Annotated in this window: 12 protein-coding genes; 3 read left to right on the forward strand and 9 right to left on the reverse strand. The window is 50.9% G+C overall.

Annotation, left to right across the window (positions count from 1 at the left end):
- Nucleotides 1-10: 10 nt before the first annotated feature.
- Entirely contained in the window at nucleotides 11-934 is a 924-nt protein-coding gene (locus JYB85_RS07320; RefSeq protein ID WP_207381660.1) for a M23 family metallopeptidase, read from the forward strand.
- 112 nt (nucleotides 935-1,046) lie between these two features.
- Here the strand turns inward: JYB85_RS07320 and JYB85_RS07325 are convergent, their stop codons facing one another.
- Nucleotides 1,047-3,191: a M3 family metallopeptidase gene (locus JYB85_RS07325; RefSeq protein ID WP_207381661.1), complete on the reverse strand. Its 2,145-nt coding sequence runs from the start codon at nucleotides 3,189-3,191 to the stop codon at nucleotides 1,047-1,049.
- 223 nt (nucleotides 3,192-3,414) lie between these two features.
- The gene (locus tag JYB85_RS07330; RefSeq protein WP_207381662.1) at nucleotides 3,415-5,580 is read right to left on the reverse strand and encodes a M3 family metallopeptidase; all 2,166 of its coding nucleotides are present in this window, start codon (nucleotides 5,578-5,580) and stop codon (nucleotides 3,415-3,417) included.
- 197 nt (nucleotides 5,581-5,777) lie between these two features.
- On the opposite strand from JYB85_RS07330, the gene JYB85_RS07335 reads away from it, so the two are divergent.
- Nucleotides 5,778-7,328: a dipeptidase gene (locus JYB85_RS07335; protein ID WP_207381663.1), complete on the forward strand. Its 1,551-nt coding sequence runs from the start codon at nucleotides 5,778-5,780 to the stop codon at nucleotides 7,326-7,328.
- Nucleotides 7,329-7,880: 552 nt separating this feature from the next.
- On the opposite strand, the gene JYB85_RS07340 is transcribed toward JYB85_RS07335, so the two are convergent.
- The 5 genes from JYB85_RS07340 to JYB85_RS07360 form a co-directional block, all read right to left on the reverse strand.
- On the reverse strand, nucleotides 7,881-8,330 hold the full coding sequence (locus tag JYB85_RS07340) for a DUF7832 domain-containing protein (RefSeq protein ID WP_207381664.1): 450 nt from the start codon (nucleotides 8,328-8,330) through the stop codon (nucleotides 7,881-7,883).
- Nucleotides 8,331-8,358: 28 nt separating this feature from the next.
- A complete protein-coding gene (locus JYB85_RS07345; protein ID WP_207381665.1) occupies nucleotides 8,359-8,709 on the reverse strand; it encodes a hypothetical protein in 351 nt (116 codons plus the stop codon).
- Nucleotides 8,710-8,925: 216 nt separating this feature from the next.
- Nucleotides 8,926-9,309, reverse strand: coding sequence for a hypothetical protein (locus tag JYB85_RS07350; protein WP_207381666.1), 384 nt, complete (start codon nucleotides 9,307-9,309; stop codon nucleotides 8,926-8,928).
- Nucleotides 9,310-9,397: 88 nt separating this feature from the next.
- Complete coding sequence (locus JYB85_RS07355) at nucleotides 9,398-9,739, reverse strand: antibiotic biosynthesis monooxygenase family protein (protein WP_207381667.1); 342 nt, start codon at nucleotides 9,737-9,739, stop codon at nucleotides 9,398-9,400.
- Nucleotides 9,740-9,845: 106 nt separating this feature from the next.
- The gene (locus tag JYB85_RS07360; RefSeq protein ID WP_207381668.1) at nucleotides 9,846-10,256 is read right to left on the reverse strand and encodes an NUDIX domain-containing protein; all 411 of its coding nucleotides are present in this window, start codon (nucleotides 10,254-10,256) and stop codon (nucleotides 9,846-9,848) included.
- A 276-nt stretch (nucleotides 10,257-10,532) separates the two neighbouring features.
- Here JYB85_RS07360 and JYB85_RS07365 point away from each other — a divergent pair, with 276 nt between their 5' ends.
- A complete protein-coding gene (locus JYB85_RS07365) occupies nucleotides 10,533-11,495 on the forward strand; it encodes an IS110 family RNA-guided transposase (protein WP_207381669.1) in 963 nt (320 codons plus the stop codon).
- Between the two features lie 30 nt (nucleotides 11,496-11,525).
- Here JYB85_RS07365 and JYB85_RS07370 read toward each other — a convergent pair whose 3' ends face one another.
- Entirely contained in the window at nucleotides 11,526-11,930 is a 405-nt protein-coding gene (locus JYB85_RS07370; RefSeq protein WP_207381670.1) for a DUF4259 domain-containing protein, read from the reverse strand.
- Between the two features lie 85 nt (nucleotides 11,931-12,015).
- A complete protein-coding gene (locus JYB85_RS07375) occupies nucleotides 12,016-13,776 on the reverse strand; it encodes an ATP-dependent nuclease (protein WP_207381671.1) in 1,761 nt (586 codons plus the stop codon).
- Between the last annotated feature and the right edge of the window lie 123 nt (nucleotides 13,777-13,899).

Below are 13,899 nucleotides of genomic sequence, written 5' to 3' on the forward strand. Positions count from 1 at the left end.
GGGATCCAAGATGCTATACCCAGCTGCACACTCAAGCTCATCCCGTTCCCTGTACACGGCCGTGCTGGGCGCACTGCTGTGCCTTGGTGCTTTGAGCATTGCGCCGACGAATGCTTCGGCTGCGGACCTGCAGTTGCAAGGCAAGCTGGAGCAGGGCGCTTTGGTGCGCGGCACTGTGCCCGCCGGCAGCAAGGTCAGTCTCAATGGCAAGGCGCTCAGGGTCAGTCCCGAGGGGCGTTTTGCCTTTGGTCTGGACCGGGAAGCCGAGCTTGAGCAGCGCCTGGAGCTGGTGTACCCAGATGGTCTGACCGAGATTAAGCCGCTTAAAATCGCCAAGCGTGACTACCAGATCCAAAAGGTGACCGGCATCAGCAAAAAAATCATGGAGCCCAGCGAAGCCGACCGTGCCCGCGCCGCCAAGGACGCCGCCATGGTCAAGGCCGCCCGCGGCACCGATTCCAATCTGACCGCCTTTGGCAGTGAGTTTATCTGGCCCCTCACCGGGCGCATATCCGGTGTCTACGGCAGTCAGCGGGTCTATAATGGCGTGCCCGGCAATCCCCATTACGGTGTAGATGTGGCCGCCAAGACGGGGACTGTGGTGGTGGCGCCGGCCGATGGCGTGATAAGCCTGTCGGTGCCCGACATGTTCTATTCCGGCGGCACCCTTATCATAGATCACGGCTATGGGGTCAGCTCCAGCTTCCTGCACCTGTCGAAGCTGTACGTTAAGACCGGAGACAAGGTCAAGCAGGGTGACAAGGTGGCCGAAGTCGGCGCCACCGGCCGCGCCACCGGCCCGCACCTGGACTGGCGCCTCAACTGGTACCAGATGCGCCTCGATGCGTCCTCCCTGGTGCCGCCCATGGAGCAGGTGCTGGATGCGCCGAAAAAGCCCGCGGTTCAAGGTCAGCCAAGGCAGCAGGGCAAATAATCCCGCCTTTTCAACTGAGTAAAAAAGCGCAGCAAAAACACTCTGCAAATAAGCGCGGTAAAAATAAAGGAGCCCTGAGGCTCCTTTATTTTTTTCAGTGTGGTATGAACTCTTAGTTCACCAGACCGCGGCGTTTCAGCAGGGCATCGACCGTGGGCTTCTGGCCACGGAAGTTGATGTAATCCTGCATCAGATCCTGGCTGTTACCCATGGACAGTACCGTCTTGCGGTAGATGTCACCGTTTTCACGCTTCAGACCACCCTGAGCCATGGAGTGGGCGAAGGCATCGGCGGCGAAGACTTCGGTCCACAGGTAGGCGTAGTAACCTGCTGAGTAGCCACCGGCGAAGGCATGGCTGAAGTAGGTGGACTGGTAGCGTGGCAGCACAGGGGCGAAGTCCAGACCGTGCTTGGCGCGTACCTGGGCCTCGAAGGCCTTGACATCATCTACCTTGGCATCGGCGGGCAGTGAGTGCCATTCCATGTCCAGCAGGGCAGCGGCCAGGTATTCTGTGGTGTCATAGCCCTGGTTGAAGGTACTGGCGGCCTGGATCTTCTCCAGCAGCTCGGCCGGGATGGTTTCACCTGTCTGGTAATGCTTGGCGTAGTGGCTCAGCACTTCCGGCAGGGTGGCCCAGTCTTCGTTGGCCTGTGACGGGAATTCCACAAAGTCACGTGCGGTAGAAGTACCGGCGAGGCTTGGGTATTTCACCTGGGAGAACAGACCGTGGATGCCATGACCGAACTCATGGAACATGGTGGTCACTTCATCGAAGGTCATCAGGGTAGGTTGGCCTTCGGCAGGCTTGGGAATGTTCAGCGCGTTGTAGACCACGGGCTTGTTGCCTTCCAGGAAGCTCTGGGTCACCAGCTCATCCATCCAGGCGCCGCCGCTCTTGCCTACGCGGGCATAGGGGTCGAGATAGAACAGGCCCACCGGGCTGCCGTCTTCGTTGAACACTTCGAACGCCAGCACGTCTTCATGCCAAACCGGCAGATCCTTGCGCTCTTTCATGGTGATGCCGTACAGCTTTTGCATCGCGAAGAACAGGCCGTCTTTCAGCACTGTATTGAATTCGAAGTAAGGCTTGATCTCGCTTTCATCCAGATCGTACTTGGCCTTGCGCACCTGCTCGGCATAGAAGGCCCAATCCCAGGGTTGCAGCTCAAAGTCGCCACCTGTGGCCTTGATTTGCGCCTGGATGTCGGCGGCTTCGGCGCGGGCGCGGGCCACGGCCTTGGGTGCCAGATCGTCGAGAATGCCATACACGGCTTCAGGCTTGGCAGCCATTTGATCGCCAAGGGTGTACTCGGCCCAGGTAGCAAAGCCCAGCAGTTGGGCCTTTTCGGCCCGCAGCTTGGCCAGCTTGATTGCCAGGGGGCCATTGGTGTCCATGGCGCGGTTGGCGGAGGTTTCCCATAGCTTCTGGCGCAGTTCGCGGTTTTCCAGGCTGGTCAGCAGTGGCTGGCGGGTGGTGTTCACCAGGCTTATCAAATAGCCTTCCTTGCCGGCGGCCTTGGCGGCAGCGGCCAGACCATCGATTTGGCCATCGCTCAGGCCCGCCAGTTGGGCGCGGTCGGTCACCAGCAGCACGTCATCCTTGAAGGACTTGAGTATGTTCTGACCGAATTCGGTGGACAGTTTGGCCAGCTCGCCATTCAGTTCACGCATCTTGTTCTTGTCGGTGTCGTTCAGCTTGGCACCGGCGCGGACAAATTGGTTGTAGTAATAGTCAACCAGACGCCCGTCTTCGGCGTTCAAGGCTTCTTTCTGCGCATGCACGGCGGCAACACGGGCGAACAGCTTGTCATTGAGGTAGATGTTGTCTGTGTGCTCGGTCAGCTTGGGGACAATCTTGCCTTCAAGGTCCTGGATTTCATCGGTGGACATCAGGGCTGACATGCTGAAGAAGGCCTTCAGGGAGCGGGTCAGAGTGGCACCGGTCTTTTCCATGGCCACCATGGTGTTGTCAAAGCTTGGGGCATCGGCATTGTTGATGATGCTGTCTATCTGCTGCTTGTGCTCTTCAAGGCCGGCCTCGAAGGCGGGCAGGAAGTCCTTGTTGCTGATCTTGTCGAACTGGGGCGCTTGATAGTCCAGTGGGCTTGGGCTCAGCAGCACGTTGGCGGCGGTTTGCTCGGCAACGGTCGCGGCTTGGGGGGCTTCCTGCGTGGCAGGGGCTGGGTTTTCTTGTTTCTGGCAGGCACCCAGAACCAGGGTAGCACCAATGGCGGTGGCTAAAAGTGTTTTACGCATCTTGACTCCATTTGTCCCGGCTGCCGTCAAAGTTATAGGTTTACATCCACAGGGACGTTGGCAGCCGCTGTTGATTCCCGGCGCTTACCTTAGCAAGGCGCGGCACCGGCTAACAAGGCTTATGCCGCCGGGGAGGGGAATTTATTGTAAAAATTTACTGTATTGGTGCCATTCAATAAAAATGCCCCGTAAACCGGGGCATTTTTGGCGTTTAACGCTGATGTCAGTCCATCAGACCGCGGCTGCGCAGCAAGGGCTCAATGCCGGCCTCTTTACCGCGGAACTGCTGATACAGCTTCATGGGATCGTCACTGCCACCCTTGGACAGCACATTGTCCCGGAATGCCTTGGCGGTGGCGGGATCGAAAATGCCGTTCTCGCGGAAGGCCTCGAAGGCATCGGCACCGAGAATATCGGACCAGATGTAGCTGTAGTAGCCGGCAGAATAGCCACCGGAGAAGATGTGGCTGAAATAGGTGGAGCGGTAACGGGGCGCTATCTCGGGAATAAGGCCCATACGTGCCAGCGAGTCCGCTTCAAACTTGGCGGCATCGCGCTCCTGGGTGTCGGTCAGGCTGTGCCAGTCCAGATCCAGCAGGGTGGCGGCCATGTATTCCACCGTGGCAAAGCCCTGGTTGAACTTGCTGGCGGCCTGGATTTTTTCCACCAGCGCCTGGGGGATCACTTCACCTGTCTTGTAGTGACGGGCAAACTGCGCCAGAACCTCGGGTTGGGTCATCCAGTTCTCGTTAACCTGGGAAGGGAATTCCACATAGTCGCGGGGCACCGCCGTGCCTGCCTGAGAGCGGTATTCCACCTTGGACAGCATGCCGTGCAGGGCATGGCCAAACTCGTGGAACAGGGTACCGGCTTCATCGAAGGTCAGCAGGGTTGGCTCGTTGCCGGTGGGGCGCGGGTAGTTGAGCACGTTGACTATGATGGGCTTGGAGTCTTCGCCATTCATCTGATACTGCTTGCGGTAGGAGTTCATCCAGGCACCGCCGCGCTTGGAGTCGCGTACCCAGTAATCGCCCATGAAGATAGCCATCAGCTGGCCATCTTTGTCATAGACCTCAAAGGTGCGTACATCGGGATGATACTTCGGCAGATCGGTGCGTTCCTTGACCGTGATGCCGTAGAGACGATTGGCGGTGTAGAACACGCCCTTGAGGGTGCTTTCCAGCGAAAAATAGGGGCGGGTGTCCTGCTCGTTAAAGCTGTACTTGGCGGTACGGATCTTGTCGGCATAGTACCACCAGTCCCAGGCCTGCAGCTTGAAATTGCCGCCTTCGGCATCAATAAGCTGCTGCATCTCGGCCACTTCGGCCTTGGCCTGTTTGATGGCGGCGGGCCACACCTTGTTCAGCAGACCATAGACGTTTTCCGGGGTCTTGGCGGTGCGCTCTTCCAACACATAGTGGGCATGGCTGGCGTAGCCCAGCAGTTGGGCGCGCTCGGCGCGCAGGGAGGCCATCTTGGCCAGGATCTGTTTGTTGTCGTTGGCATCGTTATTGTTGCCACGCTCAATGTAGCCCTTGTACAGCTTTTCCCTCAGCTCGCGATTGTCGGCATAGGTGAGGAAGGGGGTGATGGAGGGACGCTGGGTGGTAAAGACCCATTTGCCGGGATGGCCGCGTTTGGCGGCGGTTTGTGCGGCACCCTCGATAACATCCTTGGGCAAACCGCTCAGATCCGCCTCATTATCTACCACCAGCTCAAAGGCGTTGGTTTCCGCCAGCAGATGATCACCGAATTCCAGTCCCAGTTTGGCAATCTGACCGTTGAGTTCCCGCAGTTTGGCCTTGTCGTTTTCGCTCAGGTTGGCGCCGCCACGACTGAAGCTCTTGTAGGTGTCTTCCAGCAACTTGGCCTGGGCCAGGTTCAGCCCCAGCTTGTCCTTTTGTTCATAGACGGCCTTGACCTTCTGGAACAGCTTGTCGTTCAGCAAGATGTCATCGGATGCCGATGACAGCAGCGGCGACACTTCCTTGGATAGGGCCTGCAGCTCGGGCGTGGTGTCGGCACCGGTCAGGTTAAAGAACACATTGGACACCCGGGTCAGCAGATCGCCGGAAAACTCCATGGCTTCGATGGTGTTGGCGAAGGACGGTGCTTGTGGATTGTCTATGATGGCCTGTATTTCGGCCTTCTGGCGCTTTATGCCTTCCTTGAAGGCCGGCAGGAAATGTTCGGCCTTGATACGGTCGAATGCCGGGATTTCCATAAAGGTGTTATAGGGAGCCATAAAGGGATTGCCCGCAAGGGCGTCGTTGGTGACCTGAACCTGGCTGGTAGCCTGGGATTGCGCGGTATCCGGTGCGCTGCAGGCGCCAAGGCCCAGAGTCAGTGCCATGGCGGCAAACAGGGGGGTGAGGGTCATTCCCTTCATAATGTGCTCCCGATTAATGTGCTTGGGGGAAAACCGGACCCGAATGGTGGTTCCGGCAGTCAAAACCCCTTGTTTATCATGGCCGTGGTCTGTGTGCCACCGCTTTGTCAGCTGCTTTGTAACAATTATTGTGGGGCGGCGTATTTTTCATCTGGCTGTGGCACACTGGCGCTTTGCGGATATCCTTGTGGAACAAGATGAAAAATAACCTGAATATCTTCCGTCAGGGGGTAAGTGCCCTGCTTGCCTCCGCCATTTGTCTGCCGCTGGCAGCAAAGGAGCCAATCCCTGTGTCCCCCCTGGCAGAAAAGGCGGCCGCCCATGCGGTCAGTCATTACCAAGCGGCCATGGCGCCGACCCTGGCCAAGTTGGTGCGCTTTGATACCCGCGCCCGCGAGGGACAAACACCCCTGACCGATCCCGCCTTTATTGGCTTCAAGGCCGAGATGAAGGCCCTGGCCGCGGAGTTGGGCCTGAGCTTCGAAGACAGGGGCTATGTGTTGCTGCTGGGGCTGGGCGAGGCCGACGCCAAGCTTGGGGTAATCACCCACGGCGATGTGCAGCCCGCCGATCCCAGTCAGTGGCTGAAAAGTCCCTGGGAGCTGGACTCTCAGTCGGAGCCGGGGCACCTGATAGGCCGCGGCACCGAGGATGACAAGGGCCCCATAGTCACGGCCCTCTATGCCATGAAGAGCATCAAGGATCTGAACTTGCCCCTTGAGCGCCGCATCGAGCTCTTGGTGTATCTGGCCGAGGAATCGGACTGGGATCCGCTGCGGGAGTTTCTCAAAACCTATACCCCGGCGGACATCAATATCACCCTGGATGCGGAATACCCTGTGGTGACGGCCGAAAAGGGCTGGAGTCAAATCCAGTTCACCATCCCCCGCGCCATGGCCAAGGTGGGACCCAATACCCCGGTACTGAAGGTGTTTGAGGGTGGCTCCTTTGCCAGCCAGGTGCCGCAACTGGCTCACGCCAGCATACAGAATGCCGATGAGGCCCTGCTGCAGCGGCTCAAGGCGCGGGCGGAAGCGCAAAAAAACATGCGTTACCAGTTTGAACTGCAACAGGGCACCCTGGACATCCGGGCCCTTGGGCGGGCGGCACATTCCTCCACCCCGGAGGCGGGTGTCAATGCCGTGGCCCATCTGGCCGAAGTGCTCAAGGCCGAGGATTGGCCGCAAACCCACGGCGCCCTGACGGCGCAGTTCGTGGCCGAGATGGTGGGCCTTGGTCTCTATGGTGACAAATTTGGCAAGCTGGCTTACAGCGATGCGTTTATGGGGCCCATGTCATTGGCCGTGACCCTGGTAAAGCCAACGGAAAACGGGGTGGAAGTGACCATCAACCTGCGCCGTCCAGAGGGGCGCACGCCAGAGCAAATGGAAGAGGCAACCCGGGAGGCGCTGTCCGCCTGGTCAGAACGCCACGTGGTGCAGCTGGAAGGGCTGGATACCTATTGGGGCGCTCCCCATGTGGTCAAGGATGCGCCGCACCTGGAGACCTTGCTTGGGGTGTTCAGCCACTTCACCGGCATCACCAATCCCAAGCCGGTGGCCATAGGCGGCTCCACCAACGCCAAGTTGTTCCCCAATGCCCTGAGTTTTGGCCCCGCTATGCCGGGCGTGGAATACACGGGCCACAGCGAGCATGAGTTCATCACAGAGGCCCAACTTAAGCTGAACCTGGAGATGTACACAGCCGCCATGGTGGAGCTGGCCATCAAAGGCGCCGGTCAGAAGTAACTGGCGCCCCAGCGGCAAGAAGCGTGCGGCCCAGCAGTAAGGTAGCGGCCCGGCTTTGAGAATAAATCCAGCTCAATAAAAAACACCCCGCATTGCGGGGTGTTTTTTTGTCAGCTTGGAACCGACGTCGTGGCAGGTAATTTCCACAGCAAATTGTTATGTTGATACATGTTCGATAAGCCCTGTAACTCCGACATACAAGAAAAACAAACAAAAAAATAGCCCAAGCAAACGTATTGATTTTGGCGCGCCTTTCTTAATCCTGACCTGATTTGCTATGCCAAAGTCATCGCCAATGTACCACAAAAATACCTTGTCTATGCTCCACAAAACTATGAATGCATAGACGCTTAGAAGTCCGTAAAATTCAACATCCATCAGTAGCAATGCAAACATAATGAGCAATGCTGTTACTTGTGTTCCGAAACTGATTATCTTAATGCGAGAGAGCAATTTCTTATTCCAATATAATGCCGCGAGCAGCGAATAAAGAAGGCGCTGAAGGTGCGTTACAGCGACTGGAAGGAGCGAACTTAAGCGCGGTGTTAGGTATTACCAGACTTTCCACCATGGCTTAGACTTGAGTTGTTCCTTTGTTAGAACGCCACTTTTCAGCCTGGCATCCAAAATGGCCGAGAACTTCACAAAGTCATGTGTTTCCTCTGGCTTTACGTACATGAATTCATCAAAGTTATTTGCATAATCAGCTAAATATAGGCCGTCGTCACCGTAGTAAAGCTTGGCGAATGCATTACCTGTTTCGCTCAACATCTCATCTATGAGTTTGCCATCGCAGTACTGAAACAAAAAATCAGTTGCTAACATAGTGCCATCAATTACAGCTTGTACTGCCTCTGGCTCTTTTTGCATATGGAGTTCGCCAGCCCAACCTTTGATGAAGCACCACTTAAGAAAAAGTGCTATATGTGTGCCCCCGTGCTCTTCTGGCTGCCCCTCTGGGTAATCACCGCCATAATGCCAACTTGCGTCATCAAATTTCATGTTCCCTCTATTGATAAATTACGTCCCTTTAATGGGCTTGTTTGCTTTCGCATACACTATAATCGGGATTTTTTATTTCTTGAGGCATTTTATCTACTTGGAAATAGCCCCAAATGGAAAATAATATCAAGAATATAGGAATCGATACATACGCGCCTGACTTAAGATTGGCACGCCATCCTGTGAGGATCTTTGTAGGACGAAGTACTTTTACTCCCCTGGGGGGGAACTGTCCATGTACAAGGCCTTTAATACCTATTGGTAAAGTAAATAAGCCGATGAAAACAGCACCGAATAAAGGCATACCTACAAACATCGAGTACCACAGAACGGAAATTCCAGAATAACCAAAAGGAGTGTGACAATGAACTGTGTCCACATACCGTTCTATAAATGGAAAAAGCCATTTGATGCCAACAATCACAACCAAAGCGCTGGTTAAAACTAGTAATGCCGTTACTCTGATTTTTTCAGGATTTGAATATTCTTCTGCGTATTTGATAGGCTATCTCCTTGAGTAAATATTAACTCCGCCAGCAGCGGCCGAGTGAATCAATGTCCTGCGACCAACGGGAGCGAGGCTGGCTTAATCATGTTACTTTAGCTCAATTGTTTGAGACAAACATGAACCGTATGTTATTTGTATAAACTTGCGTTCATTAAATAGTGAAGAAGTAGATACGAATATAAAGTCATTCTCATCATTTGCTAAATCAGATGTAATCTCTAACGGTGCCAGTAATTTATAGCCATTTGTATCACCTATCAATAGAAAAACACTGCTTACCTCTTTATCTTTAAATTTTCTAGGAAACGTAACGCTATAGCCTATTTGATCTTTAATATGCTCATTCAACCTTACCTCGATTATTTGGTGATCTTTTTTTGATAATTCGAATTCATCTTTAGAGCAAGAAATGTCCAAAGCCGTAGCGGAAAGCGAGAAAAATAATAAAACAATAATTAATAGATTTTCCATGAATTACCTTGTCACTTAACGTATTGCAAAGGAGGCGCCACACAACAGTCCCAGGACCTTAGCTTGGGTGATCCTAACCAGTGGCTAGTTATGCATGGTTTTCCTTAATGCTTACATATCTTCCGGGTGAAACTGTAATTGGTTCAGGAAACCCGCTGCCGAGGACTTTATATCCATCTGAATTTTGACCATCTTCGTTGTAAAATCCAGCATTTACTACACGATTAAATGCCTCAATGGACTCCCAAACAACAATATTTACGTATTTAATGCTGCCGTTATCTTCTCTTTCAATAGACTTATAGAATACAGACTCGACAAAGCCTTCTTGTTTTGAGAAATACTCAACATATATTTCTCGAATTTCTTCCGCGTCACGTTCCATGCCCGCTGGGACAGTAATAGTATTTATTACACTGATTTTATTCATGCGTTGATTCCCTCAAATGCATAAGGCCGACAGCACAGGCGGGGTCTCGCAGAGCGTAGTTCCTGTTCACTAAGTGAGCGATGCTGATTGGCCTTGCCAGCTGATTTCACTGATTAAGATAACCTTTAAGCCTACTTATCAAATCAGGTATTGCTTCCGGATGAGACAAATAAACCTCTATTGGCATTAGCTCCCAATACTGACCTTCATCACCAAACGAAATTGAATTTATTTCGGACTGATTACCTTTAGTCACAAAAAAGAAAGAATTTCCATCGTTGTTGTGGCTGGGAACCATTTTCTTATATATCAATCTTGAGATAGGGAGGTTAATTGAGAATTCTTCCAGTAGCTCCCTCAACACACACTCTTCGGGTGACTCCAAGCCTTCTCGCCCTCCACCAGGGAAGTCCAGCAAGCCAGGGAAAGGGATATTCGAAAAATTATCATGCTTATAAACCAATAGCTGACCTTCGAATATGTAGGCAAGTTTGCACCCAGTAAAATCCTCGCTCATCAGATTATCTCCATTCAAGGTACAGCTAACGCCCGTAGCAGGCGCGCGCTTTTAGCGTCACCTGCCTGCGCTTGTATGGTTCATTCCGTGTGTTTTTGGGTAAATTGAGGCCCACCCTCAACGGCCATTGAGGGCCTTCATGCAGCAGCTCGATTTAGCGCAGGCTCCTCTTGCGAGAGACCGGTAACAAGTGTGCAGCGCTGCATGACTCTTTAGCGACAACTCGAACAGTCATCGGGGCCTCGAGCCCGTATAGCAAGGCAGAGTCAGCTTATTATGAATACCACGGAAATCCAATCTGAAATCACAGTCGGAGTAGACGTCAGCAAGTCCAAACTCGACATCATGCTTTACCCGTTGAATCTGTATTTCACCGTTGCCAATGAAGCAGCAGAAATCCAAAAGGTGATTGTCTTACTGCAATCCCATCGCATCAGTCGCATTGTCACTGAAGCCACAGGCCGCTATGAACACGCCTTTGTGTTTGCCTGTGATAAAGCCGGATTGCCGGTCGTGGTGGTCAATCCCATTCAGGTCAGACGCTTTGCTCAGGCGATAGGCGTACTGGCCAAAACCGATAAACTGGATGCCGGCGTCCTTGCGCAGTTTGGCGCCACGCTCAAGCCAGAAATCAAGCCCATTCCAGATGAACAATCCAGGTTAGTCAAAGACTTACTCGTCAGGCGCACCCAATTACTGGAGATGTCCACCATGGAGAAAAATCGCCTGCAAATCCTGCCAAAGCCACTACACGCTTCTATCAAAGCCATGCTTAAAAGCCTTGAAAAGCAGATAGACACACTCACCAAACAGTTGGATACCCTGGTCATGCAATTCAAAGGCTGGCGTGAAAAAGCCGACATACTGACCAGCGTTCCCGGGGTAGGCAAGGTATTGGCATACACCTTACTTAGCGACTTACCCGAGCTTGGCAAACTCAATCGCAAAGAAATCGCCGCGCTGGTAGGCGTTGCCCCCATGAGCCGCGAGAGCGGCAGTTACACAGGTAAACGCCGTATTCGCGGAGGTCGAGCCAGGGTGCGAACCGTCATGTTTATGGCCATGATGTCAGCCATCCAGTGCAATCCGGTTTTCAAACGCTACTATGAACATTTAAAGGCCCAGGGAAAACTGCCCAAGGTGGCATTGATAGCCTGCATGCGAAAGTTCTTGGTCACTCTCAACACCATGATGAAAAACGGGACTCGGTGGGGCGAAGAATCACCTGAATTGGCGTAATAAATATTGACGGAATGCCACAGTCACTTGTTATGCGTTTATTCTTTGTTCAAGATTCTTTATTTCTTCTAACCAGCTAGTTAGATCTTCAGTTTCAGCCCAAAGTTCATAGAGCTCGGAGTTTTGACCGGCGATTAGCTTTAGTGCTTTATTCGAAGAATCGATAAGGTCCTTGCTCGGTTCGAAATTATTCCTTTCGATCCAGTTATCTACGGGCTCACTATAAGCACTTTTTTCTCCCCATTTTCCTTTAAGCCTTGCAACTGCCTCTATAGCTACTAGCGCCTCGCATCCGATATCGGAATCAATATAATCTTCCTCTAATGCAGCATTTATAGCTTCCGTAATTAATGATAAATCAGTGCTTTCTTCTAACGAAAACGCCCAATCTGCAGCTGTGTCATTATCAAAATTACCGTATCCCCATGCTCCCATAACTTACTCCTTTCCTTGATTTACGTTGACGCATAACGCCGCGAGCAGCGGTGCGCAGCATTCGACTGCCTCGCCTTGTTAAGTGTCAATTGCGTAACCATTCAACAAGATCTAATAAGCTTTGATGGTCACTGCATGTTTGAGACAAACCGTTTGTCATCACATCGCTCTTAAATTGTGCCCACGCACTTTCAGTTTTATTCGGAGTACCGATATGAGCTTCAATCGCACCTTTTTTCCATACCCATATATTTTGAACTTTCATTTTTTCATGTACAGACTCAATCAATGGAATTGCGGCTTGGTCATTAGCTAAGACTTCAAAAGCTTGCGCAGCAGTAATGGTATTATTACTTTTGGGTAAACCATTACCATTAAGGGTAACTCCATGCGATTGAATTAAATTTGGAAGTAGTGCTTTTAAACTCAACAAATCTTGGTCTGTAGACAACAAAAAACCGTCTCTAACTGCGCCAGTAAAACAATAATCTAAATCACAAATTGCTTTTGATGGCAAATCCATCGCTGTTAAGATTTCCAACGATTTTTTAGTATCATTGACCCCGCTTTGGGCTACGAGAGCATGCTTCTCTTGTCCCATTGTTAAATTTGTTATGCATTTAAATATGAAGGGCAATAAACGTAACTCCGTTTTCCCTTCGGTTAAAACTACATTTTCAGCAAACAATAACTGACTTGAATGCGCTAGATTAAACAATTGTTCCATTTGATGGTTAGAATTAGGCACGACAGATTGGATCGCATCAGCTAGCCTGAGCCTTGAATGCGTACCAAGCACATCACTTTTCCTTATTAGCAAAGTATGTTCAGCTAACTCAGGTGTTATCATTTGAGCAGAGTGTGTAGATATTAAAACTTGATATCCATTTAAAGATAAAGCTATTAATGCCTCTCTAACTTGTTCGATAGCAAATGGGTGTAGGTATAATTCAGGCTCGTCAATAAGAAGTAATGTAGTTGAAGCCGAACTATTATTGCTTCTCTTTATTTCAGAAAGATACTGAACTAAAGCCATCTGGATTGAGCGTTGCGCCCCATGACCATATGAAGAAAAATCTCGGCCATTGCCAGCACCTTCAAATACTTTCAATGTGCCAGCTTTAATCAAGTCATCAATCGTTGGTGTATCAAAGTGTAACTTAACACTCATCCCAGGAAATAAATCATTAACTTTTGAGTTTACGTTTTGATCAATAATTGATAACTCAGAAAATCTCATATCACCATCGGATGATATTCTTCTACCTACTTCGTTTAAGTGTTGGTTTAGATCTGCTTCATGAGCTGCTTTGACTGGAGTTAAAAACTCACCGAGTAATTTTCCAATTGTTGTAGAAGTTTTTGCTTTGGATGCATCTTCAGCTGCATTTTCCATTGCACCGATTCTTATAGGTTCAGGAAGTAATACACCTAAAGCATTATCAAGGCCTGTTGGATTTACAGCCCAGTCACTCGCAGAGTCATCCCAAACTGAAATTCTGATATCGGCAACCTTTACATTAGGGATTTCTTGAACTCGTCTAATTCTTAGCGTTTCGTTCTGAACATATCTTTCGATGGATCTTTTTTGCCCAGCGGGCATTAAATCTAAAAGCGCTTGGGAAACACCATTTATTGTGGCTATTACTTCAACTGGCTGTGAAGAATCAAAGAAATCTTTATCAGTCAAACTAGATTTTTTTAATAGCCATTGAATAGCGGACAAGCAATTAGATTTACCAGCATTGTTATAGCCAACGAGGGGAGTAAAACTAGATAGTTTTAGTGTTGCATTCGCTATAGATTTGTAATTTTTTATTTCTACGATTGAAATTTTATGTGTCATAAATCCTCCTTGATGTGCCGGATTGATTATCCTTTGATATTTAACGCCTTGCTAAGCGCGCAAAAAATTGTCAGCTTAATTTAGCGAGGAACGAGCAAGAGCCAACTATTTTTTGTCCGTTTA

It is taken from the genome of Shewanella sedimentimangrovi, from assembly GCF_017354965.1.
In the GTDB taxonomy this organism is placed as follows: Bacteria; Pseudomonadota; Gammaproteobacteria; order Enterobacterales; family Shewanellaceae; genus Shewanella; species Shewanella cyperi.

What these genes read in the sequence shown, in the direction of transcription:
- JYB85_RS07365 (WP_207381669.1), top strand. Translation starts at nt 10,533, where the DNA reads ATGAATACCACGGAAATCCAATCTGAAATCACAGTCGGAGTAGACGTC.
- JYB85_RS07375 (WP_207381671.1), bottom strand. Translation starts at nt 13,776, where the DNA reads ATGACACATAAAATTTCAATCGTAGAAATAAAAAATTACAAATCTATA.
- JYB85_RS07335 (WP_207381663.1), top strand. Translation starts at nt 5,778, where the DNA reads ATGAAAAATAACCTGAATATCTTCCGTCAGGGGGTAAGTGCCCTGCTT.
- JYB85_RS07325 (WP_207381661.1), bottom strand. Translation starts at nt 3,191, where the DNA reads ATGCGTAAAACACTTTTAGCCACCGCCATTGGTGCTACCCTGGTTCTG.
- JYB85_RS07330 (WP_207381662.1), bottom strand. Translation starts at nt 5,580, where the DNA reads ATGAAGGGAATGACCCTCACCCCCCTGTTTGCCGCCATGGCACTGACT.
- JYB85_RS07340 (WP_207381664.1), bottom strand. Translation starts at nt 8,330, where the DNA reads ATGAAATTTGATGACGCAAGTTGGCATTATGGCGGTGATTACCCAGAG.
- JYB85_RS07370 (WP_207381670.1), bottom strand. Translation starts at nt 11,930, where the DNA reads ATGGGAGCATGGGGATACGGTAATTTTGATAATGACACAGCTGCAGAT.
- JYB85_RS07360 (WP_207381668.1), bottom strand. Translation starts at nt 10,256, where the DNA reads ATGAGCGAGGATTTTACTGGGTGCAAACTTGCCTACATATTCGAAGGT.
- JYB85_RS07350 (WP_207381666.1), bottom strand. Translation starts at nt 9,309, where the DNA reads ATGGAAAATCTATTAATTATTGTTTTATTATTTTTCTCGCTTTCCGCT.
- JYB85_RS07320 (WP_207381660.1), top strand. Translation starts at nt 11, where the DNA reads ATGCTATACCCAGCTGCACACTCAAGCTCATCCCGTTCCCTGTACACG.
- JYB85_RS07355 (WP_207381667.1), bottom strand. Translation starts at nt 9,739, where the DNA reads ATGAATAAAATCAGTGTAATAAATACTATTACTGTCCCAGCGGGCATG.